We start from the raw sequence: 21,360 nt of genomic DNA, 5'->3' as shown, positions 1-21,360 counted from the left end.
ATGATCAACAAAATAAAAAGAATTGTAGTAAAAGTTGGTACGAACGTTATGACCAACAAAGACAATAGAATTCTAGGGCCTGTTTTAAGGGAAATTGTTAGACAAATCGCCGTCCTCTACGAACGTGATATCATGGTCATCTTGGTTTCTTCTGGTTCGGCTATTGCCGGAAAGGAAGTGCTTAACCAGTGTGATATCGAAAATCCTTCGATTCGCAGACAGGTTTATTCTTCGGTGGGACAACCTAGAATGATGCGTCATTATTACAGTATTTTTCACGATTACGGAATGCGTTGCGCACAAGTTTTAGCGACCAAAAGAGATTTTGATCCTGGAAAGCACCGGGAGAATATGATCAATTGTTATGAAGGTTTGCTTTCGCAAGGAATCATTCCCATTGCTAACGAAGACGATGCCGTTTCGCTAACGATGTCTATGTTTTCAGACAATGACGAACTGGCAAGTTTAGTAGCCGAAATGGTCCATGCCGATCGGCTTATTATTTTAACCGATACCGATGGACTTTATACAGGTCATCCTGATGATGCGGCGTCAAAAAAATTACAGAAAGTCACACCACACCAAAATGTAGAAAAGTATGTACAAGCATCTAGTAAAGGTGAAGGTGAAGGAAGAGGCGGAATGAAAAGCAAACTTAAAATTGCCAAGCAAACAGCCCTCAAAGACATTCCTACCTATATTGCCAATGGTAAAAAATCTAATGTAATTGTTGATATCATTGACGGAAAGGAGATAGGAACCAAATTTATTATGGAAGATTAAAATTAAAAAAGAGATTGAAATTTATAAAAAATATAAAGAATGCAACTATTAGACACCAGTAAGAAAAATGAAGTTTTAGAGTCGATGATGCAAATTATTGACGCTAGAAGAAATGATATTATCGCCGAAAACAAAAAAGACCTAGAAGCTTTTAACCGTGATGACCAAGCACTTTACGACCGTTTGGTAGTCAATCAAGCTAAAGTCGACGGTATGATCCAATCCATCAGAGAAGTAAAAGAACAAGAAGATCCCGTTGGGCAAACCATTTCCGACAGGACTTTAGACAGTGGTTTAAAGATTATAAACAAAACTGCCCCTTTCGGAACCATTATGATTATTTATGAGTCACGTCCAGATGTGACGATTGAAGCAGCCGTTTTAGCTTTTAAAGCCAACAACAAGATTTTGCTCAAAGGCGGAAAAGAAGCCAAAAACAGTAACCTTATCTTAGAATCATGTTGGCATCAAGCGCTAGAAGAAAACAATTTAGACAAGTCTTGGATCAAACTGATGCAGATGGATCGACAAGAAACTCAAGAGTTTTTAAGAAACCCAAACGAACCTTTGGATTTAATCGTGCCGCGTGGAGGCGAAAGACTCATTGGTTTCGTAAAAGAACACGCCAAATGTGCTGTGCTAGTTAGTGGTAGAGGAAATAACTTTTTATATGTCTCTAAAAATGCCGATTGGGAAAAAGCAGTAAAAGTGATCATCAACGCCAAAACCGATAAAATATCGGGATGCAACGCCTTAGATAAAGTATTGATTGATGTCAATCTTCCTGGATATAAAACTAAAATCAAAGAACTATATTCCATCTTAACGGATTTAAAAGTGGAAGTTGTAACTGACAAAGACACCAAACACCTACTCACGGAGAGTAAAGTTATCAACAAAGAAGAAGTGTGGTATGAAGAGTTTTTGGCGATGAAGATCTTAATCGCCCAAGTCGATGGCATCGAAAAAGCCATGGAACATATCAATCACTATTCTGGAGGTCACTCCACTTCTATTCTCACCGAAGATAAAAAAGAAGCTGCGCTTTTTATGGAACAAATAGATAGTGCCGCTGTTTATCATAATGCTTCCACAAGATTTACCGATGGAGGGCAAATGGGTGTAGGTGCAGAACTAGCCATCAGCACAGATAAACTGCATCATCGTGGACCTCTTGGTTTAAAACAATTGGTCACCAATAAATATTATGTCTATGGTGATGGCCACGTAAGGGTTTAAAAAATAAAATCATTTAGATTACCCGCTTTTAAATTTAAAAGCGGGTATTTTTATACTAAAAACTTTCAAAACTTGTTTATAACTTAGCTGTAAGCTATTTTTTAAATATCCGACCAATTTTTTGCAAAAAAAGTAAGGAGCTTTTGTAACATAAATGCACATTTGCTCGTATAACCCAATGTAACCCAAAAAAAGAGGTATTTTTAAATGAGACAGCTTAAGATTACAAAGCAGGTAACCAACAGAGAAACCGCATCTTTAGACAAATATTTACAGGAAATTGGTAAAGTTGATCTAATTACTGCTGAAGAAGAAGTAGAATTAGCACAACGCATCAAAGCGGGTGACAACCGAGCTTTAGAGAAATTGACCAATGCCAACTTGCGTTTTGTGGTTTCGGTGGCCAAACAATACCAAAACCAAGGTTTAACCCTACCCGATTTAATTAACGAAGGTAATTTAGGTTTGATTAAAGCTGCCAAACGTTTTGATGAAACCCGGGGTTTTAAATTTATCTCTTACGCAGTCTGGTGGATTCGTCAATCTATTTTACAAGCTCTTGCCGAGCAATCTAGAATTGTTCGCTTACCGCTGAATAAAATTGGTTCGATTAACAAAATCAATAAAACCTTTGCTTTTTTAGAGCAATCGCATGAGCGTCCGCCAAGTGCAGAAGAAATTGCCAAAGAGTTAGACATGACTGTAAACGACGTGAAAGAGTCTATGAAAAACTCTGGGCGTCACGTCTCTATGGATGCACCATTGGTAGAAGGTGAAGATTCTAACCTTTACGATGTTTTACGTTTTGGTGAGTCTCCAAATCCTGATAAAGAGTTATTACACGAGTCGTTAAAAACAGAAATCGAAAGAGCTTTGGAGACCTTAACCCCTCGTGAAGCCGATGTCGTAAAGCTCTATTTTGGATTGGGTAATCAACACCCGATGACCTTAGAAGAAATTGGCGAAACCTTCGATTTGACTCGCGAACGCGTTAGACAAATCAAAGAAAAAGCCATCAGAAGATTAAAACATACCTCAAGAAGTAAGATATTAAAAACTTATTTAGGATAATTTTCCAATAAAATAGTAACCCCGAAATTTTCGGGGTTTTTTATTATCCTTATTTTTGTATAAACAATACAGCTCTATGAACACAAAAATAGCACCTTCTATTCTAGCAGCAGATTTTGCCAACCTACAACGTGACATCGAAATGGTGAACCAAAGCGAAGCCGATTGGTTTCATATCGACATTATGGATGGTGTTTTTGTTCCCAACATTAGTTTTGGGATGCCGGTTTTAAAAGCGATTAACCATCATGCCAACAAAACCATAGATGTACATCTTATGATTGTCGACCCAGATCGTTACATCACTACGTTTGCCGAGCTTGGCGCGGATATTCTTACGGTACATTACGAAGCTTGTACACATTTGCATCGCACTTTACAGGCCATCAAAAACGCAGGAATGAAAGCCGGTGTTGCACTTAATCCGCATACCAATGTGAGTTTGCTGGAAGATGTCATCAACGATATCGATTTGGTTTGTGTGATGAGTGTTAACCCTGGTTTTGGCGGACAAAGTTTTATCGAAAACACTTACAAAAAAGTAAGACAGTTACAAGAAATTATCGCTGACAACAATGCCACAACTTTAATCGAGATTGATGGTGGTGTGACCAACAAAAATGCACAAGAACTGGTAAAATGCGGCGCCAATGTTTTGGTGGCTGGCAGCTATGTGTTTAAATCTAATGACCCTATAGAAACCATAAGAGATTTAAAAGAAATCACCCGAAGTGAAAATATTCATAACAGCTAAATATTACCTTTTATTTTTCCTGAGTCTTCCCTCGGTATTTGCACAACAACAAGGAAATATCGCTACTGAAGATGGTAACATTTATTATGAAATATACGGAGAAGGAAAGCCGCTTTTAATCATCAACGGTGGTCCTGGTTTTAGTTCAAAAGGGTTTGCAAGTTTAGCGCAGGAATTGTCAAAAACCAATCAGGTTATTCTTTATGATCAAAGAGCAACCGGTAATTCAACACTAAAAGAGGTCAACTCAAAAACCATTACGTTGCAAAACATGGTAGAAGACATCGAAGTTTTACGATGTCATCTTCAGTTTGACTCTTGGGTTATTTTAGGACATTCCTTTGGCGGAATGTTAGCTTATGCTTACGCCGCTAAATATCCTGAAACTATTTCAGCTATGATTCAATCTTCTTCTGGCGGTTGTGATTTGAGTCTTCTTGCCAACACCAATTTTACTAGACATCTTTCTGAAAAAGTTAGAGATTCGTTTTCTTATTATAACCAAAAAGTAAGCAATGGTGATTTGTCTTATAACACCCGATACAAGCGAGCTTATTTTATGTCGCATGCTTATTTGTACGACACTAGTAAAATTGAAACTGTCGCTAAACGTTTATTGGAAGTAAATTCGGAAATTAATAGCTTGGTTTGGCAAAATATGAGAGCTATCAATTTTGATGTTTCTGATGAAATGAAAAATTTTCAAAAGCCAGTGTTAATCATTCATGGTAAAAATGATTTGGTGAGTATGAGTATCCCCACAAAAGCACATGAAATCTTACCACATGCTGAACTCGTTTTTTTAGACCAATGTAAACATTATGGTTGGATCGACAGAAAAGAAGCTTACTATTCCGCTATTCATACTTTTTTAAATAAATTAGACTGACAAGTCTTAATTCTCAATACAGTTTTTTTTAACTTACTCGAATTGACTCTAATACCCTGCAAAATTAAAATTGAGCATTTTCTTGATATCGTTGTATAAGAAAGGAAACTTTTCTTTGAAGGTTTGTGGTGTTTCGATGAAGTTTTCGACCAGCACGGCTAAAAATTCAAACCGGTTGGTAAACGCATAGTCACGAAAGTATTTAGAATTGACCAACTTCTCGCGATAAGCTTTGTTTTTCAGCTTTTCTTCTATCATTTGGTTATAATCTTTAAACAAACTTGCATTGATACTCGAATTGTTATAACTATTGATTTGCAAAACATGCATCAACTCGTGAATGGCCAAATTGAGGTTATCGTTATGTACATCAAAACCCTTCATCAGGTCTTGCCAAGAAAAAATAAGCGCTTTGTAGCGTGTATTGTACTCTCCTTTATGATAGGCATGGTTTATATTTGAATAATAAATGCTAGGGTAAATCAAAAAGCGCTCGAGTCTTTTAAGCGTGTAGTCACGCATGCCAAAAGTAAGCATGACCGCTGTCGCGGAAATCCTGAGTTTCATGTCTTGAGTAACCACTAGATTTTCTTTGCCTATAAACTCTTTATTCTGAAGGTAAAAAGCTACCCGATGATTAAAATATTGCTGTTTTCTTACATCTAATTTGTTATAAAAAGGAAAGTTAGCTTTTATAAAATTTACATCTGCTTGTGGCAGTTTCTTTAAAGGAAAGTGAATGTACGTAACCATAGGTTTATCAAAAAAATAAGCATAAACGCGCTCTAAGGTGGATAAACCTAAAATTACAATTATCAAAAATAAGACAACTATAAAAATAAGAAAGAGGATCACACTTAGTAAAATCTCAACTTCTTCCAAAACACCTCAATTACAAAAGGACTATTCTTCTTTGCCTAAAACTCGCTTGGCGTCTGCAATACTCGCAAAAACAAAATCACGCATTGCGTTTACCTCATCTTTCTCAACTTCAAGTAATTTTAACTGCGCCTTAAGTTCTTCGTCTGTATAATCTTTATCATTGTAAACATCGGGAAAACGCTCTGCAAAGTCTTTCATCCAAGACATCATGTTGTCGTGTGCTGCTTGTAAATTGGTTTTTGCTTTTACCAATTGGACTTGCGTAGAATCTTCTTCTATCTTTTGTTCTAATTCTGAAATCAGACCCGACAATTCTCCCATTTTCGGCATGGCTTCATCATGAACGTCTAAAACCTCTTGCAACGCTTTTTCGTGCTCCTTTTCTAAATTACTTTTTTCTTCTTGGCAAGCGATAAGTAGCAAACTAACAAAAAGAAGTAGGCTTATTTTTTTCATTGAAAATGTGTTATTTAATTTGAAATAAAAGTAAGGATTTTTTTCATTACTTCTTTGAATGACGCTCGTTAATCCAATTGGCTATTTTATGTAAAACCTCTGGTGAAAGGGTCTCTTCTATCTTCCCATATTCTTGTGGCAAGCCTGTTTCTGCTTCTTGAAAAAGATGATTAAGGTTATCGTATTTCTTGATTTCGTAAGCTTTGTTTCCAGAAATTTTTAAAGCATTTTCGATTCCGGCTAAATTCATATCGGCATCTACTTGTAAGTCTTTTCCGCCATTAATGGCCAAAACTGGAACGTTTACTTTTTGCAAATATGCTTGAGGATTGAAAGTAATAAAATTATAAAACCAAGCATCATTTGCTACTTGTAGCTGCTCTTCGATTTCTATATCACTCATTTTTATTGACTTCCCGTAGGTTCTGAATGCTAGTTCTATTTCTGACTTTTCTACTGAATTTAAAATTTCGTAAAAACCTTTATTGTTTTTTGTAATAGAATCTACTGCTGAAATAGGCATCCCTGATTTGGAGTAAAGGTCATATTGTTGTTTAACAAATAATTGTTCGATAGCAACTCCAGGTGCAGCCATTAAAACCAATCCACCTAAGTTTTTTTCGGAAGCATTAACGATTGGAGCAATCATCCCACCTTCACTATGACCTACAAGGTATATTTTGTTTGATGGGATATCTTTAGTTACTTTTAAAAAAGAAATAATTGCTTTAACATCGTTGGCAAAATCATAACTCGTCGCTTTTGCAAAATCACCTGTCGATTGGGCAATACCACGATCATCATAACGTAACACAGCGATGCCGTTTTTGGTTAAATGGTCTGCTAATACTAGAAAAGGGCGGTGTTCAAAAAGAGTTTCATCACGATCTTGCGGGCCACTTCCAGAGATTAAAATTGCCACCGGAAAATCTTTTTTATCTCTTGGAGTCGTATAAGTTCCTGCAAGTATGACTTGATCTTTATGATTGAGAATGCTTACTTCTTCTTCGTTGTACGGATATGGTTTTTTGGGAGTTTGTGGTCTTTTTAATTCTACCGTTCCTCGCTCTAAATTCATCGGAAAAGTCATTCCGCCTTGAGCGTAATCACCTTCTATTTTATCTGCTTTAAGAATACCTGTATAGGTCATCATCATCGCAGGATGAGCAATTTTTAAAGTATCATTTGCGTAACTAATTTGCTGTAAAGGAAAATCTTTGACTCCTTGGTCTGGACTATCCATCGATACTTTATAGACATCATCAGCTTTAGAGATATGAAAAACTAAACGTAATTTTGCACCCATCGCATCGAGTGTCCCTTTCCAATCTCCTTCGATTGCATTTGTTGTTTTTTCTTGGGCTGAAATGTTCAAAACGAAAGCTATCGTTAAGCAGAACGGAATAATTTTTTTAAGCATTTTTTATTTTTTTGGTAAACGATTATGTTTTTTTAAATACTCTTTAAGTATCCACTCGATTTGCCCATTGGTGCTTCTAAACTCATCAGAAGCCCATTTTTCGATAGCTTTTAGCATATCTTCATTTATCCGCAAAGCAAATCCTTTTTTCTTCGACATTTTTCTATCTATTTACAAGCCGCAAATATACTTTTAATGATTTAGAGTTCCTGCATTTACTATAGGTGAGGCATCTTTATCTCCACACAAAATCACCATCAAGTTACTCACCATCGCCGCTTTTCGTTCTCCATCAAGATCGACAATTTGCTTTTTACCCAATTCGTCTAAGGCCATTTCCACCATACTTACCGCACCTTCTACAATCTTATGTCTTGCTGCTACAATTGCGGTCGCCTGTTGACGTTTGAGCATCGCATTGGCTATTTCTTGTGCATAAGCTAAATAACCTATTCTTGCTTCTAACACTTCAATTCCCGCTATCGAAAGTCGTTCTTCTATTTCTTTTTCGAGCGCATGGCTTACTTCGTTTACGCTAGAGCGAAGCGTGATATCTTCGTCTAAACCCTCATCAGCAAAATTATCATACGGATACATACTTGCTAATTTTCTTACGGCTGCATCGGTTTGCACTTTTACAAAATTTTCATAAAAATCGACATCAAAAGCAGCCTTATAGGTATCCTTAACACGCCAAACCAAAATAGTGCTAATCATCACTGGGTTTCCTAACTTATCATTTACTTTTAAGCGTTCGCTATCGAAGTTCCTCGCTCGTAAGGATATTTTCTTTTTGATATAGAAAGGGTTAACCCAATAAAAGCCATTCTTTTTGACGGTTCCCATGTATTTTCCGAAAAGGATAAACACCCTAGAACCATTTGGCTGAACCATGACAAAACCTATAGTTAAAATTAAAAAGATAGGAATTAACGCCATAAACCAAGGATTGTTAGTCACTGCAGTTCCTGCAATAATCACTGCTAAAATAATCAATGTTAGAGCAAGCATTACATAACCATTGATTGGATGAACTATTTTTTCATTTTCCATAATGTAAATTTTTTGATATTAATTTGATATCATAAATATATTAAAATAAATTTAATTATCAAACTAAAATTTACACATAAAAAAAGCCACCAAAAAATTGGTGGCTTTTTTATTTCTTTATGAAGTGAGGACTTAAGCTAGCGCTTCATTGTTTTCTTCTTCAATCACTTCTTCTTTTTTCTTTAATAAGTCTTCACTCTTATTTTTAGCTGTATCATACATAATTGGTGTTGCGATAAACAATGAAGAATAGGTACCAACCAAGACTCCAATAATCAAAGCAAACATAAACCCTCTGATGCCTTCTCCTCCAAAAGTAAAGATAGCCAACAATACAATTAAAGTGGTTAACGATGTATTTACCGTCCTACTGATGGTACTATTTAAAGCTGCATTAATAGTTTTCTTAAACGGCCATTTTTCGTACTCGTTGAAGTATTCTCTGATTCTATCAAAAACAACCACCGTATCGTTAAGCGAGTAACCTACTACAGTAAGAATCGCTGCGATAAATGCTTGGTCTATTTCCATATTAAATGGCATAATATTTTTGAAGATAGAAAAGACTCCTAAAATGATGAGTACATCGTGGAAAACCGCCGCAACGGCACCTAAACTAAACTGCCATCTTCTAAACCTGAATAAGATATACAAGAAAACGACAATTAACGAGCCAAGAACCGCCCAAACCGATGCTTTCTTGATATCATCTGCAATTGTCGGCCCAACTTTCATCGAAGACATGATACCCACTTTACTGTTTTCGTCAGATATCATAAAATCATCGTAAGTCATTCCTTGTGGCAATTCGCTTTGTAGCGATGTAAAAAGTTTTTGAGTGATTTCTCTATCTACTTCTTCACCTTCTTCGTTTACTTTATACTTGGTTGTAATTTTCAACTGGTTATCGGCTCCAAAAGTTTTCGCTTCAGCACTACCAAAAGCTTGCGCTAAATTAGCCTGAACATCTGTAGCATTTACATCTTTATCAAATCTAACTGTATAGGTTCTACCTCCAACAAAATCAACTCCTTGATTTAATCCTGAAGTAAACAAGAAACCTAAAGAAGCTACAATCGCTATAGCGGAAATCATATAAGCAACTTTTCTTTTTCCGATAAAATCGATGTTCACATTTTTAAACAAGTTTTTACTAAATCCTGTTGCAAATGGCAATTCTTTACCGTTTTTACCATAACGATCGATAAATAGACGCGTGATGAAAATAGCAGTAAATAATGATGTACAAATACCGATCAATAAAGTAGTTGCAAAACCTTTGATAGGTCCTGTTCCGAAAACCAATAAGATAATACCCGTAAGACCAGTGGTAATGTTTGCATCTAAAATAGAAGATAACGCATTATTGAAACCGTCTTTTATCGCATCAACTTGCGATTTTCCTTTATATAACTCTTCACGAATCCTTTCGAAAATAAGAACGTTCGCATCTACCGACATACCAATCGTTAAAACGATACCGGCGATACCTGGTAAGGTAAGCACAGCTCCTATTCCTGCTAAAATACCAAAAATGAAAAGAATGTTTACCGCAAGAGCGATATCAGCATAAAAACCTGCTCTCCCATAATATAAAATCATCCACACCAATACAAATGCTAAAGCAATGACAAAAGACATAATCCCGCTATCGATTGCTTCTTGACCTAGAGATGGCCCAACAACTTCACTTTGCACAATATCTGCGGAAGCTGGTAATTTACCTGCTCTTAATACGTTTGCTAAATCCTGGCCTTCGTTAACCGTAAAATCTCCGGTAATCTCACTTCTTCCTCCAGAAATTGGCCCACTTGAAATACCAGGAGCAGAATAGACCACGTCGTCTAAAACAATAGCTATTTGAGTACGATCGTTATAAGCTTGCGTCGTCATTTCTTCCCACTTCTTCGCTCCTTTTCCGTTCATTTCCATAGAAACCGCAACTCTACTCATCTGATCATAAGTTTGAACTGCATTTGTAATTACGCTTCCGCTTAAATCTGGTTCGTTTTGTTTATTGGCTTTTAGAGCATATAAATCTACCATTTCGTCGTCGGTAGCTTTACCCCAAACAAATTTTGCATAACGCTGTTCTGCTGAAAGCAATGAGCGAACTTGCGGCATTCTTAAGTAATTCCCTACTTTAGCCGTATCGGCCAACTTAAAGGTAGCAATTACTGGCCCACCTTGGTAACCAGCTCCTTGCACTAAACTTAAAAGCGGACTTTCTTCTCCTCCAGTTGCTTCTTCACTAGAATCATCTGCTTCCGCAATTAAATCTTCGATGTCTGCTTCCTGATCTACCGCTGTTGAGTCTTGAGCAACCGTATCTTGCACCTCTTCTTTTACAGGCGCTTGTAATTCTTTTATTTTAGCATCGGCTTGAACTAAGAAACCTCCCAACTCTTGACCTCTGAAAACATGCCAAAACTCTAATTGAGCTGTACTTTGTAAAAGTCCTTTTACACGTTCGATATCCTTTGCTCCTGGCAATTCTACCAAGATTCTACCCGACTCACCCAAACGTTGGATGTTAGGCTGAGTAACCCCAAATTTATCAATACGCTTTCTTAAAACTTCAAAAGCAGAAACAATACTTTCATTGACTTTTCTTCTAATGATAGGTTTTACCTCATCATTACTCATTTCAGATGATTCAACCTCATCTTGTAAACTTCTATTAAAGTAAATATCAGGAGAAGCCAATTTTGCATTAGGAATATCATCGAAAGCATCAAAAAATAAATCGATATAAGCATCTTGGCTAGAAGCTTGCATTTCGTCTGCTTTGGCTAAAGCTTGATTAAAAGCAGGATCAGTACTTTTATTTGCCAATTCTATCAAAATATCTTTTACAGAAATCTGAAGAATCACGTTGATACCTCCTTTTAAATCGAGACCTTTGTTGAGTTCTTTTTCTTTAGCAGTGTTATAGGTCACGCCCGCAATGATGTTCTCGTTCCCTATCGAGTCTAAATACCTGCTCTCTTCTGCCTCACGAAGTTTTGAATAGTCTTCTACATCGCTGCTTATTTTCTGAATGGCAAACTCTTCTGCCTCATTTTCAACTTTGTTGGTCATAAAAGTAAATGACAATTGGTAAATACTTACCAACCCAAACAAAATTGCAAACAGCTTTATAACTCCTTTATTTTGCATTGTAAATTAAAATTAATTTGATTCTTTAATTAAAAACGGACAAATATAGGCTTTCAAATATGAAATGCCAATATTTTTTTTAAGATATATTTAATAAAATAAAAGCCCACATTTTTTACAATGCAGGCCTTTGAATATTTCATCTATTTTTTAACTATACTTCTAGAAGTCCGTTGGTTTTTCTTACACCTTCAGCACTCGTTTGAAGTTGTTCTTTTTCGTCATTAGAAAGCTTAATTTCTACAATTTTCTCGATACCATTTCTACCTAAAACTACTGGAGCTCCGATACAAATATCATTCAAATCGTATTCTCCTTCCAATAAAACCGAACACGGGAAAATTTTCTTTTGATCACAAGCAATTGCCTGAACCAAGCCAGAAACTGCTGCTCCTGGAGCATACCATGCCGAAGTTCCTAACATTTTAGTCAAGGTTGCTCCACCAACTTTGGTGTCTTCCAAAACTTGATTTAACCTTTCTTCTGATATAAATTCTGAAACAGGAACGCTGTTTCTTGTCGCCAATCTTGTTAATGGCACCATTCCGACATCACTGTGACCACCAATTACCATTCCGTCGACATCAGAAATTGGTGCTTCTAAAGCTTCCGCTAGACGGTATTTGAAACGCGCGCTATCTAAAGCTCCACCCATTCCGATGATTCTATTTTTTGGCAAACCTGTAGATTTGTGAACCAAATAAGTCATGGTATCCATTGGGTTACTTACCACAATGATAATCACATTTGGTGAATGTTTGATAATGTTTGAAGAAACCTCTTTTACGATACCGGCATTAATTCCGATAAGTTCCTCACGCGTCATCCCTGGTTTTCTGGGAATTCCACTTGTAATTACAGCAATATCACTATTGGCAGTTTTTGAATAATCGTTGGTACTTCCTGTTATTTTGGTGTCAAAACCATTTAAGGAAGCGGTTTGCATCAAATCCATCGCTTTACCTTCGGCAAAATCCTGTTTGATATCTACCAAAACCACTTCTGAAGCAAAATTCTTAATAGCAATATATTCGGCACAACTTGCACCGACGGCTCCTGCACCTACAACTGTAACTTTCATTTATTTTAAGTTTTTTAAGATTAATAAATTAGGTTGCAAAAGTACGAAAAACATTTTACTTTTTTTTTTGAATTTCTTATAGCCTAAGAATTTTATATCCCGAAGTTAAGACCAACGGAGAAGTTATTGTATTGCTGAAAGCTATAATCTGCATGAAGCCTAAAAAAAGCCAATTTTAGTTTGGCACCTATGGTTGCTTTCATTCCGCTTGCTTCTTGGGTAACACTAAAAGGATCGGTAACTGTAGCTGTACTAACCAAACCTGTTTGTATTTCGTAGGTTCCCAATAAATCTGTAGTTGATTTTCCTGTATAGTAACCTAAACCTCCATAAAAATTGATGACAGGCAATTTGGTAGAAAGAATGGCCGTAAATAACCAAGAATCGACCTCTGTTTCTACTCGTTGGTTTTCGCCTTCTATATCACTCGCTTCATCTAGATCATAACCACCTTGAAGATTGGTATAACCTACCAAAGCAGAAATATGTATTGGAAAATTTTCTGCCAGGGGAAGCCAATTGGTCACTTCGTGTTGAATTGCCGCCCCATAAAGTTGACCATAACCTTGATCTACATCTACTTTTGGAATAAAACGACCTTTAATCTCGGTACCTGGTAAAACACCTACACTTGCCTGCAGATAGGCAGAAGGGATAATATCTACCCCTGCAGTTCCCAAACCTTGGGGCAGGGTAATATCAAGCTCTTGTGTCATTCCAAATTCATCTTGGTATTCTACTACCATCACTACATCTGGGTTATTTTCTCCAAATACAGTAGCTACTGTACCCATTGTTTGACTTGGATTTTGAAATCTCAAGTTTTCATAATCATCAACATTTAAAGTAAACGATTTATTCTCATCCTGAATAAACGAAGCGTTACCAATAATGCTAATTTCGAATTTACCCCAGCTTTTACCTTCTGCGGTATTGTACCAACCATTACTCAATGCATTTACCACACCATCTGTAGCAGGCATTAGATAATCTTCTGTAAATGTTTTTGCATCTTCTATACCTGAGTTTAATAACTGACCTATGTTGTTCTGCGCCTGTATTACTCCAACAGCAAGCAATAAGATAATAGATATTAGCTTTTTCATGTTTTTAAGATTTAGATTTTTTGGTTAGCTAAAGATAGGAATTATTTTATTCGATAGGTGACAATCACCTCAAAATTTGGAAACTCCTGCAGGTAACCTCCTACATTTATTTTCAAGTTTTTCAACGCTTCGTAACTAACCCCAAGTGTACCGCTTATCCCATTCGATTTGTTTTCTACGGTAAATTCGTTAAGCAATTCCTGTATTAACTCATTATTACCCAACACATCATACAACCCCCTAAACTTGTTCTCTGAAGTTGCTGTTAGGTAAGAAACCCCGCCATAAAGATTAAATTTTTCCCATTTGGTAGAAGTGATGGCCGCAAAATTCCATGTTTGCATATCGATATCCAGCCCTTGTTCTAATTGACTTTCGTCGCTGATTCCCGCTTCATAAAACCCTTTTACATTCGTAAAACCAATTAAAGCAGAAACATCCAAAGGAAAGTTTTCTGTATCAAACCAGCGTGTCACTTCGTGCTGCAACCCAAACCCATAAAGTTCTTTCGTTACATTATCAAATTTTATTTTTGGTGAAAATCGCAATTTCAATTCCGTAGCTTTAAAAACCCCCACAGAACCTTGTAACATCATATTCGGCGCGTTGTTCACACTTTCGTCTTCAATTCCCTGCGGAAGTTGTATTTCTGTGGTTTCACCATCGTAATCCAATAAGACCACAACATCTGGATTATTAATTCCGAAAATAGTCGCTACCTGCTTTTGGGTGCTTCCATCAGAAAATCTAATGTTGTTGTAGTCGTTTACATTCATATTGAAAGTCGCTCGATCACGTTTGATCAAAGTCACATTACCAGTAATGGCGATGTCAAATTCTAAAAAATCTTTTGCTTTCGCGGAATGATACCAACCGCTATTTACATTATACATCACACCAATAACCGCAGGATCGATATAAGCTTTTCCAAATTTTTGAGCATCTGCATAGGTTTCCTCAATAAAAGTTGTTAACTCGTTTTGTGCTTGGGCAAATGTGGAAATTAGTACAAGAGTAAATAGTAGTTTTTTCATTTTAATTGAAATAAAAATGCCCCCATTCATCAAAATGAGGGCGATTAATAAAGTGGTTAGTTTTTCATTTTTTATGCGTCGATATTAGCATAAACAGCGTTCTTTTCGATAAACTCTCTACGTGGTGGTACTTCATCACCCATCAGCATTGAGAAAATACGATCTGCTTCGCTGCCGTTATCGATAGTTACTTGACGAAGTGTTCTAAACTCAGGGTTCATGGTAGTGTCCCAAAGTTGCTCTGCATTCATTTCTCCCAGACCTTTATACCTCTGAACCGTGATTCCTCCCGCATATTCTGCCGCAATTTCGTCTCGCTCTTTTTCTGACCAAGCATAACGTTTTTTGCTTCCTTTTTTGATTAAATATAAAGGTGGTGTCGCAATATAAATATGACCTGCTTCTATCAATTCTTTCATATACCTAAAAAAGAACGTTAAAATAAGTGTAGCAATATGCGAGCCATCAACATCAGCATCACACATAATCACGATTTTATGATAACGTAATTTAGATAAGTTTAATGCCTTGCTATCTTCTTCTGTTCCTATCGTTACACCAAGTGCTGTGTAGATATTTCTAATTTCTTCGTTTTCGAAAACTTTGTGCTGCATGGCTTTTTCGACGTTCAAGATTTTACCTCTCAAAGGCAAAATTGCTTGAAATTTACGATCACGCCCTTGTTTTGCTGTTCCACCTGCCGAGTCTCCCTCTACTAAAAACACTTCACATTGTTCTGGATCTTGCTCTGAACAGTCAGATAATTTTCCCGGCAAGCCACCACCGCTCATTACGGTTTTACGCTGCACCATTTCGCGTGCTTTTTTAGCAGCGTGTCTTGCTTGTGCCGCCAAAATCACTTTTTGCACAATGGTTTTGGCGTCGTTAGGATTTTCTTCTAAGTAATTTTCGAGCATTTCTGAAACAGCCTGAGAAACTGCAGCCGTCACTTCACGGTTACCTAATTTGGTTTTGGTTTGACCTTCAAATTGTGGCTCGGCAACTTTTACCGAAACAATTGCGGTTAAACCCTCTCTAAAGTCGTCTCCTGAAATTTCAAATTTTAGTTTATCCAACATTCCTGAAGCGTCTGCATATTTCTTTAACGTAGTGGTGAGACCTCTTCTAAATCCAGACAAATGTGTTCCTCCTTCGTGCGTATTGATATTGTTGACGTACGAATGTAAATTTTCGTTATACGAATTGTTATATATCATTGCTACTTCAACAGGAATATCGTTTTTCTCCCCTTCCATAGAAACAACATCTGTGATAAGTGGCTCACGGTTTCCGTCAAGAAAACGGATAAACTCTTTTAATCCTTCTTCAGAAAAGAATTCTTCACGGATAAAGTTTCCTTCTTTATCAACTTCTCTTTTGTCGGTTAAAGAAATTTTGATGCCTTTATTCAAGAATGCCAATTCGCGCAAGCGACCTGCCAAAGTATCATAACTATATCTTGTAGAATCTTTAAAAATACTATCATCTGGCATAAAAGTCACGATGGTACCCGTTTTATCGGTTTCACCAATGCTTCTTACAGGGTAAAGCGGCTTTCCTCTTTCGTATTCTTGCTCCCATACTTTTCCTTGACGGTGCACTTCTGCTCTTAAATGGTTAGAAAGTGCATTTACACAACTTACACCAACACCGTGCAGACCTCCAGAAACTTTATACGAATCTTTATCAAACTTACCTCCTGCTCCAATTTTGGTCATTACGACCTCAAGTGCCGAAACACCTTCTTTTTTATGGATATCTACCGGAATACCACGACCATTATCTTGAGTTGTAATCGAGCCGTCTTCGTTGATAGCAACATCAATTCTATCACAATATCCAGCCATTGCCTCATCGATGGAGTTGTCAACTACCTCATAAACCAAGTGATGCAAACCTCTGTTACCAACGTCGCCAATATACATTGACGGACGCATACGCACGTGCTCCATCCCTTCTAACGCCTGAATACTGTCTGCCGAATAGGCTTTCTTATTTTCTTCACTCATAAAATTTCTCTAATTTTTATACCAAAAACAAATATAGAAAAAGGTGTTTTTTAATGAAAACCCTTATACCAATTGGTCTTTAAAGTTATTAACAATTTGATGATAAAAATGTGTTTTTCCAACAAAACCACTTTTTACGGAATATTTAAATATTTATGGGTCTGCAAGGATACTTTCCATTTCGGGTTTCGCATCACATAATCCACAATTTTAGGAATCACTTTTTCTCTAACGCTCCATTCGGGCTGTAAGTATAAAACACAATTGCCAGAAACTTTTGCGGCTTGTTCTTCGGCAAATTTAAAATCGTTATTGTTGTACACAATCACTTTTAATTCGTTGGCTTTTTGATAAACTTCTTCGGTAGGCAACTTAAGTTTTTTTGGCGAGAGGCAAATCCAGTCCCATTCACCAGTTAATTCATAAGCACCCGAAGTCTCAATGTGCGTTTGCACACCTTTTTGTTTCAGCATCGTTGTGAGCGGACTCATATTCCACGTAAGTGGCTCACCGCCAGTAACCACAATAGTATCGCTATATTTTGTGGCGTTTTCTACAATTTTTTCCGTCACCGTTGGCGGATGTTTTTCTGCATCCCAACTTTCTTTTACATCACACCAATGACAGCCCACATCACAACCTCCAACTCTAATAAAATAGGCTGCTGTACCTTTATGAAAACCTTCGCCCTGAATGGTGTAGAATTCCTCCATTAAAGGTAACATTTTACCTTGATTTACTAAAGTTTCGACCAGCTTTTTATCCATAGTTGGCAAAGATACACAATAGATTTTTGAAAATATATTTTACAGGCTGTTGAAGTATTTATATTTTTACTTTTTCTAAAGAAAAATTATGAACAGAATACTTTTATTACTTATCATAGTATCCCTTTGCAGTTGCCAAAATGACGAAAAAGATGATGGCAACTTGATTACCGCAGATAAAATTGGCCCTCTTACTAAAACCGCAAAGGTATTTCAGCTGGATTCTATTTTTTCAGCCGATTCTGTAGCCCGTAAAAAAACAGACTATTTGTACAAACAAAGCAGTCAAATTGTGGTTTACAATAATAATGGTAACGAAAAGCTCATTCTAAATCCACACATTGAGTTTGACAGCACCAGTGAGATTGGAAACATACAAGTAAAAGACAGTGTTTACCACACAAAAAAAGGCTTAAACATCAACAGCACTTTTAAAGACATCACCACCAATTATAAAATTTCACGTATCGAAAACACCCTAAATGCAATAGTTATTTTTATTGATGAAATAAACATTTACGTGACCATCGACAAAGCTTTTATAGACGGCGAAGCCAAATACAACACAGACATTGCAATAGAACCTACACAAATTCCCGATAATGCAAAAATCAAACATTTCTGGATTGGTTGGAAGTAAAATACTCATCATCTTTTTTATCATTTCCTTTTTTTCCTGTAAAGAAAAAAAACAAGCGATAACCAAAAAAGAAATCAACTTCTATGAAGTACCTGCCTACGTTAACGACACTTTACAAATGGTGGTGGAAATTCCTGCAGGAACCAACAAAAAAATAGAATACAACACAGAAACCAATCAATTTTTTCCCGACAGTCTTAACGGAAAAGAACGCACCATCAATTTTTTACCCTACCCAGGCAATTACGGGTTTATTCCTTCTACCCTTTCCGACAAAAATAAAGGCGGCGATGGCGATGCTTTAGATATTTTGGTGATTTCAGAAAACCAAAAAACAGGAAGCATTAGCAAAGTGATCCCTATTGGTGTGTTAAGGCTTATAGACGAAGGTGAGGAAGATGATAAAATTATCGCAATTCCAGCAGATAAAAAACTTAGAATTATTGATGCCGATAATTTTGAAGACTTTGTATTGAATTATCCCGAAATCAGAAAAATCATCAATGCTTGGTTTTCTAACTACAATAAAAACAACGACCAAGTTTTAGTAAAAGGCTGGTATGGCGAAAAGACTGCTGATAGCATCATCAAAAAATGGCTAAAATAGCTTAACAAAAAATGTTAATTAATTACGTTTTTGAAATATCTTTTATAGCTTAGTAAATCAATTAACTAATAAATTTATTAAAATGATTAAAATTTTAGGAATAATTCTTACCGTGGTAGGAATGATTGGTTTAGTTATGGGCGTTTTTGGAATCTTTGGCGATATGAATATTGGGGTTAGCCCTTGGGCAGTTGCCATTGTAGGTGTTATTTTCTTTCTTTCTGGAATTGGCATTATTAAAAATAAAAAAGATACCGACGAAATTAACTAACAATACCTTAGTTTTGGGGTATGAAAAAAACGATCAAGAAGATTACCCCAAAACTAGTTGGTTTTCATCTCAATTCTCTTTTTTCTTTTCGGCCTAAAAATGCTGTCAAAAGAGCTTTTTACTTGTTTTGTTCACCCAGAAATGGCAAAATCACTCCAGAACAACAAGTCTTTTTAGATTCTGCTTTACGCGAAAAAATTACCGTAAACAACTCAGAAATACAAACCTATCATTGGAAAGGTAATAAAAAAACCGTTTTATTGGTTCACGGTTGGGAAAGCAATGCACATCGCTGGAAATCGCTCATCGAAAAACTACAAGCAAAGAATTATAACATCATCGCTTTAGATGCTCCTGCACACGGAAATTCTTCAGGTTTAAAGTTTGTCGTGCCCGAGTACGCTTCAGTTTTGGAAAAACTTATCGAAAAATATCATCCCGAAGTCATGATTGGCCACAGCGTTGGCGGAATGACGGTTTTATATCAGCAAGCCAAACAACCCATAAAAGATATCAAAATTGTTTCGCTGGGAGCTCCTTCTGAGTTAACAGAAATTATGAACGATTACCAACATCTTCTAGGTTTAAAACCAAGATTGATGAAAGCTTTAGAAAACTATTTCAAAGAAAGATTTGGATATAATTTTCACGAATTTTCGTCAGCTATTTTTGTAAAGAATATCAAAGAAAAAGGACTCATTATTCATGATAAGCTAGACAAAATTGTAACTGTAAACAACGCAGAACTCATCCACAAAAACTGGAAAAACGCTGAGCTTATGCTTACCGAAGGTGCAGGACATTCACTATACAACGATGCGATTAACGAGAAGATTATCCAATTTATAGAAAACTAAAGTTTTGGAAGAAAACAAAGGCATAAGAATTAACAAATACCTCAGCGAAGCTGGTTTCTGTTCCCGTAGAAAAGCCGACGAACTTATCGAGCAAAAACGAGTGACCATCAACGGGAAAATCCCCGAAATGGGCACTAAAATTTTCCCAAACGATGAAGTTCATGTAGACGGAAAACTCATCGAAGCCAAAGAAAAACCCGTTTACATTGCCTTTAACAAACCTGTCGGTATTGTTTGCACAACCGACACCAAAGTCGAAAAAGACAACATTATCGATTACATCAATTATCCTACACGTATTTTCCCTATCGGAAGATTAGACAAAGCGAGTGAAGGCTTAATTCTCTTGACAAATGACGGTGATATTGTCAACAAAATATTACGCTCGCGTAACAATCACGGTAAAGAATATTTGGTAAAAGTAAACCGACCGGTGACTGATGATTTTGTAAATCGTATGGCAAACGGAATAAAAATTCTCGACACCATTACCAAAAAATGTGAAGTAGAAAAAGTAACCGATTACGACTTTAGAATTGTGCTCACACAAGGCCTCAATAGACAAATTAGACGGATGTGTGAAGCCTTAGGCTATGAAGTCGTCAAGCTCAAACGCATTAGGGTACTAAATATTCAGTTGGATTTACCTGTTGGAAAATACCGCGATCTTACTGCCAGTGAATTGAGCACCATGAAAGAATTACTCAAAGGTTCCAACAAAACAAACGAACCACAAGCAAAAGCTTCTAAAAAACCCACCAGAAAATTTTCAGGAAAAAACCGACGTAAAAACTAACATTTTTTTAAGTATTTTCATCACTTAAGTTAGTAACTTTATAATTCAAGTAAAACTTACGTTTATGAAAATACAACCTTTTCATCTGGCTATTCCCGTGAAGGATCTAAAAAGTGCTAGAAACTTTTATACCAACACGCTAGAACTTGAAGAAGGCAGGTCTAGTGAACACTGGATAGATTATAATTTTTTTGGGCATCAATTGGTGATTCACCAATCGCATCAGCACCAAATTACCAAACCAACTAATGTGGTCGACCTTAAAGAAGTACCGATTCCGCATTTTGGGGTAGTTTTAGATTGGGATGAGTTTTACGCTTTCGCTGAAAAGCTAAAAAGCAAGGGCATTACTTTTGAGATTGAACCTTACATCAGATTTAAAGGAGAAGTTGGCGAGCAAGCCACCATGTTTTTTTATGATTGTTGTGGTAATGCGCTAGAGTTCAAAGCTTTTAAGGACATCCGAAATCTTTTTAGCAAATAAGT

Annotated in this window: 22 protein-coding genes; 11 read left to right on the top strand and 11 right to left on the bottom strand. The window is 36.5% G+C overall.

Annotated elements, in window-relative coordinates; all coding sequences use genetic code 11:
* The 5 genes from proB to DNG35_RS08445 all read left to right on the top strand — a co-directional run bounded on the left by proB (window position 1) and on the right by DNG35_RS08445 (window position 4,736).
* Entirely contained in the window at window positions 1–783 is a 783-nt protein-coding gene (gene proB, locus DNG35_RS08465; RefSeq protein ID WP_111127900.1) for a glutamate 5-kinase, read from the top strand.
* Between the two features lie 39 nt (window positions 784–822).
* The gene (locus DNG35_RS08460) at window positions 823–2,022 is read left to right on the top strand and encodes a glutamate-5-semialdehyde dehydrogenase (RefSeq protein WP_111127896.1); all 1,200 of its coding nucleotides are present in this window, start codon (window positions 823–825) and stop codon (window positions 2,020–2,022) included.
* Window positions 2,023–2,229: 207 nt separating this feature from the next.
* A complete protein-coding gene (locus DNG35_RS08455; RefSeq protein WP_111127893.1) occupies window positions 2,230–3,093 on the top strand; it encodes an RNA polymerase sigma factor RpoD/SigA in 864 nt (287 codons plus the stop codon).
* A gap of 76 nt (window positions 3,094–3,169) precedes the next feature.
* Window positions 3,170–3,847: a ribulose-phosphate 3-epimerase gene (gene rpe, locus DNG35_RS08450; protein WP_111127890.1), complete on the top strand. Its 678-nt coding sequence runs from the start codon at window positions 3,170–3,172 to the stop codon at window positions 3,845–3,847.
* Window positions 3,825–4,736, top strand: a complete 912-nt coding sequence (locus tag DNG35_RS08445) for an alpha/beta fold hydrolase (RefSeq protein WP_111127887.1) — start codon at window positions 3,825–3,827, stop codon at window positions 4,734–4,736. Before rpe ends, DNG35_RS08445 begins: the two co-directional genes overlap by 23 nt.
* 48 nt (window positions 4,737–4,784) lie before the next feature.
* Here the strand turns inward: DNG35_RS08445 and DNG35_RS08440 are convergent, their stop codons facing one another.
* The 11 genes from DNG35_RS08440 to DNG35_RS08390 form a co-directional block, all read right to left on the bottom strand.
* Entirely contained in the window at window positions 4,785–5,489 is a 705-nt protein-coding gene (locus DNG35_RS08440; protein WP_146228849.1) for a zinc-dependent peptidase, read from the bottom strand.
* Between the two features lie 150 nt (window positions 5,490–5,639).
* Window positions 5,640–6,074, bottom strand: a complete 435-nt coding sequence (locus tag DNG35_RS08435; RefSeq protein ID WP_111127880.1) for a hypothetical protein — start codon at window positions 6,072–6,074, stop codon at window positions 5,640–5,642.
* A gap of 46 nt (window positions 6,075–6,120) precedes the next feature.
* Window positions 6,121–7,494, bottom strand: a complete 1,374-nt coding sequence (locus DNG35_RS08430; RefSeq protein ID WP_111127877.1) for a S9 family peptidase — start codon at window positions 7,492–7,494, stop codon at window positions 6,121–6,123.
* Between the two features lie 3 nt (window positions 7,495–7,497).
* The gene (locus DNG35_RS08425; RefSeq protein ID WP_111127874.1) at window positions 7,498–7,653 is read right to left on the bottom strand and encodes an Arc family DNA-binding protein; all 156 of its coding nucleotides are present in this window, start codon (window positions 7,651–7,653) and stop codon (window positions 7,498–7,500) included.
* 33 nt (window positions 7,654–7,686) lie between these two features.
* Entirely contained in the window at window positions 7,687–8,547 is an 861-nt protein-coding gene (locus DNG35_RS08420; RefSeq protein WP_111127871.1) for an SPFH domain-containing protein, read from the bottom strand.
* A 132-nt stretch (window positions 8,548–8,679) separates the two neighbouring features.
* A complete protein-coding gene (gene secDF / locus DNG35_RS08415) occupies window positions 8,680–11,706 on the bottom strand; it encodes a protein translocase subunit SecDF (protein WP_111127868.1) in 3,027 nt (1,008 codons plus the stop codon).
* A 154-nt stretch (window positions 11,707–11,860) separates the two neighbouring features.
* A complete protein-coding gene (mdh, locus tag DNG35_RS08410) occupies window positions 11,861–12,787 on the bottom strand; it encodes a malate dehydrogenase (protein ID WP_111127864.1) in 927 nt (308 codons plus the stop codon).
* 92 nt (window positions 12,788–12,879) lie between these two features.
* Window positions 12,880–13,893, bottom strand: a complete 1,014-nt coding sequence (locus DNG35_RS08405) for a DUF6588 family protein (protein WP_111127861.1) — start codon at window positions 13,891–13,893, stop codon at window positions 12,880–12,882.
* Between the two features lie 41 nt (window positions 13,894–13,934).
* Window positions 13,935–14,927, bottom strand: coding sequence for a DUF6588 family protein (locus DNG35_RS08400; RefSeq protein ID WP_146228848.1), 993 nt, complete (start codon window positions 14,925–14,927; stop codon window positions 13,935–13,937).
* 71 nt (window positions 14,928–14,998) lie between these two features.
* Window positions 14,999–16,936 (bottom strand): DNA topoisomerase (ATP-hydrolyzing) subunit B, encoded by a 1,938-nt coding sequence (gene gyrB, locus DNG35_RS08395; protein WP_111127855.1) that lies wholly within the window; start codon window positions 16,934–16,936, stop codon window positions 14,999–15,001.
* 134 nt (window positions 16,937–17,070) lie between these two features.
* Window positions 17,071–17,703, bottom strand: coding sequence for a 7-carboxy-7-deazaguanine synthase QueE (locus DNG35_RS08390; RefSeq protein ID WP_111127852.1), 633 nt, complete (start codon window positions 17,701–17,703; stop codon window positions 17,071–17,073).
* 88 nt (window positions 17,704–17,791) lie between these two features.
* Here DNG35_RS08390 and DNG35_RS08385 point away from each other — a divergent pair, with 88 nt between their 5' ends.
* The 6 genes from DNG35_RS08385 to DNG35_RS08360 all read left to right on the top strand — a co-directional run bounded on the left by DNG35_RS08385 (window position 17,792) and on the right by DNG35_RS08360 (window position 21,358).
* The gene (locus DNG35_RS08385) at window positions 17,792–18,343 is read left to right on the top strand and encodes a hypothetical protein (protein ID WP_111127849.1); all 552 of its coding nucleotides are present in this window, start codon (window positions 17,792–17,794) and stop codon (window positions 18,341–18,343) included.
* On the top strand, window positions 18,306–18,950 hold the full coding sequence (locus tag DNG35_RS08380) for an inorganic diphosphatase (protein ID WP_111127846.1): 645 nt from the start codon (window positions 18,306–18,308) through the stop codon (window positions 18,948–18,950). Before DNG35_RS08385 ends, DNG35_RS08380 begins: the two co-directional genes overlap by 38 nt.
* Before the next feature lie 82 nt (window positions 18,951–19,032).
* The gene (locus tag DNG35_RS08375; RefSeq protein ID WP_111127843.1) at window positions 19,033–19,221 is read left to right on the top strand and encodes a hypothetical protein; all 189 of its coding nucleotides are present in this window, start codon (window positions 19,033–19,035) and stop codon (window positions 19,219–19,221) included.
* Between the two features lie 20 nt (window positions 19,222–19,241).
* On the top strand, window positions 19,242–20,078 hold the full coding sequence (locus tag DNG35_RS08370) for an alpha/beta fold hydrolase (RefSeq protein ID WP_111127838.1): 837 nt from the start codon (window positions 19,242–19,244) through the stop codon (window positions 20,076–20,078).
* 4 nt (window positions 20,079–20,082) lie between these two features.
* The gene (gene rluF, locus DNG35_RS08365) at window positions 20,083–20,874 is read left to right on the top strand and encodes a 23S rRNA pseudouridine(2604) synthase RluF (RefSeq protein ID WP_111127835.1); all 792 of its coding nucleotides are present in this window, start codon (window positions 20,083–20,085) and stop codon (window positions 20,872–20,874) included.
* Between the two features lie 64 nt (window positions 20,875–20,938).
* On the top strand, window positions 20,939–21,358 hold the full coding sequence (locus DNG35_RS08360; protein ID WP_111127833.1) for a VOC family protein: 420 nt from the start codon (window positions 20,939–20,941) through the stop codon (window positions 21,356–21,358).
* Window positions 21,359–21,360: the final 2 nt, after the last annotated feature.

Source organism: Mesonia sp. K7, from assembly GCF_003233725.1.
In the GTDB taxonomy this organism is placed as follows: domain Bacteria; phylum Bacteroidota; class Bacteroidia; order Flavobacteriales; family Flavobacteriaceae; genus Mesonia.
This window is presented reverse-complemented; position numbering and strand designations above follow the sequence as displayed.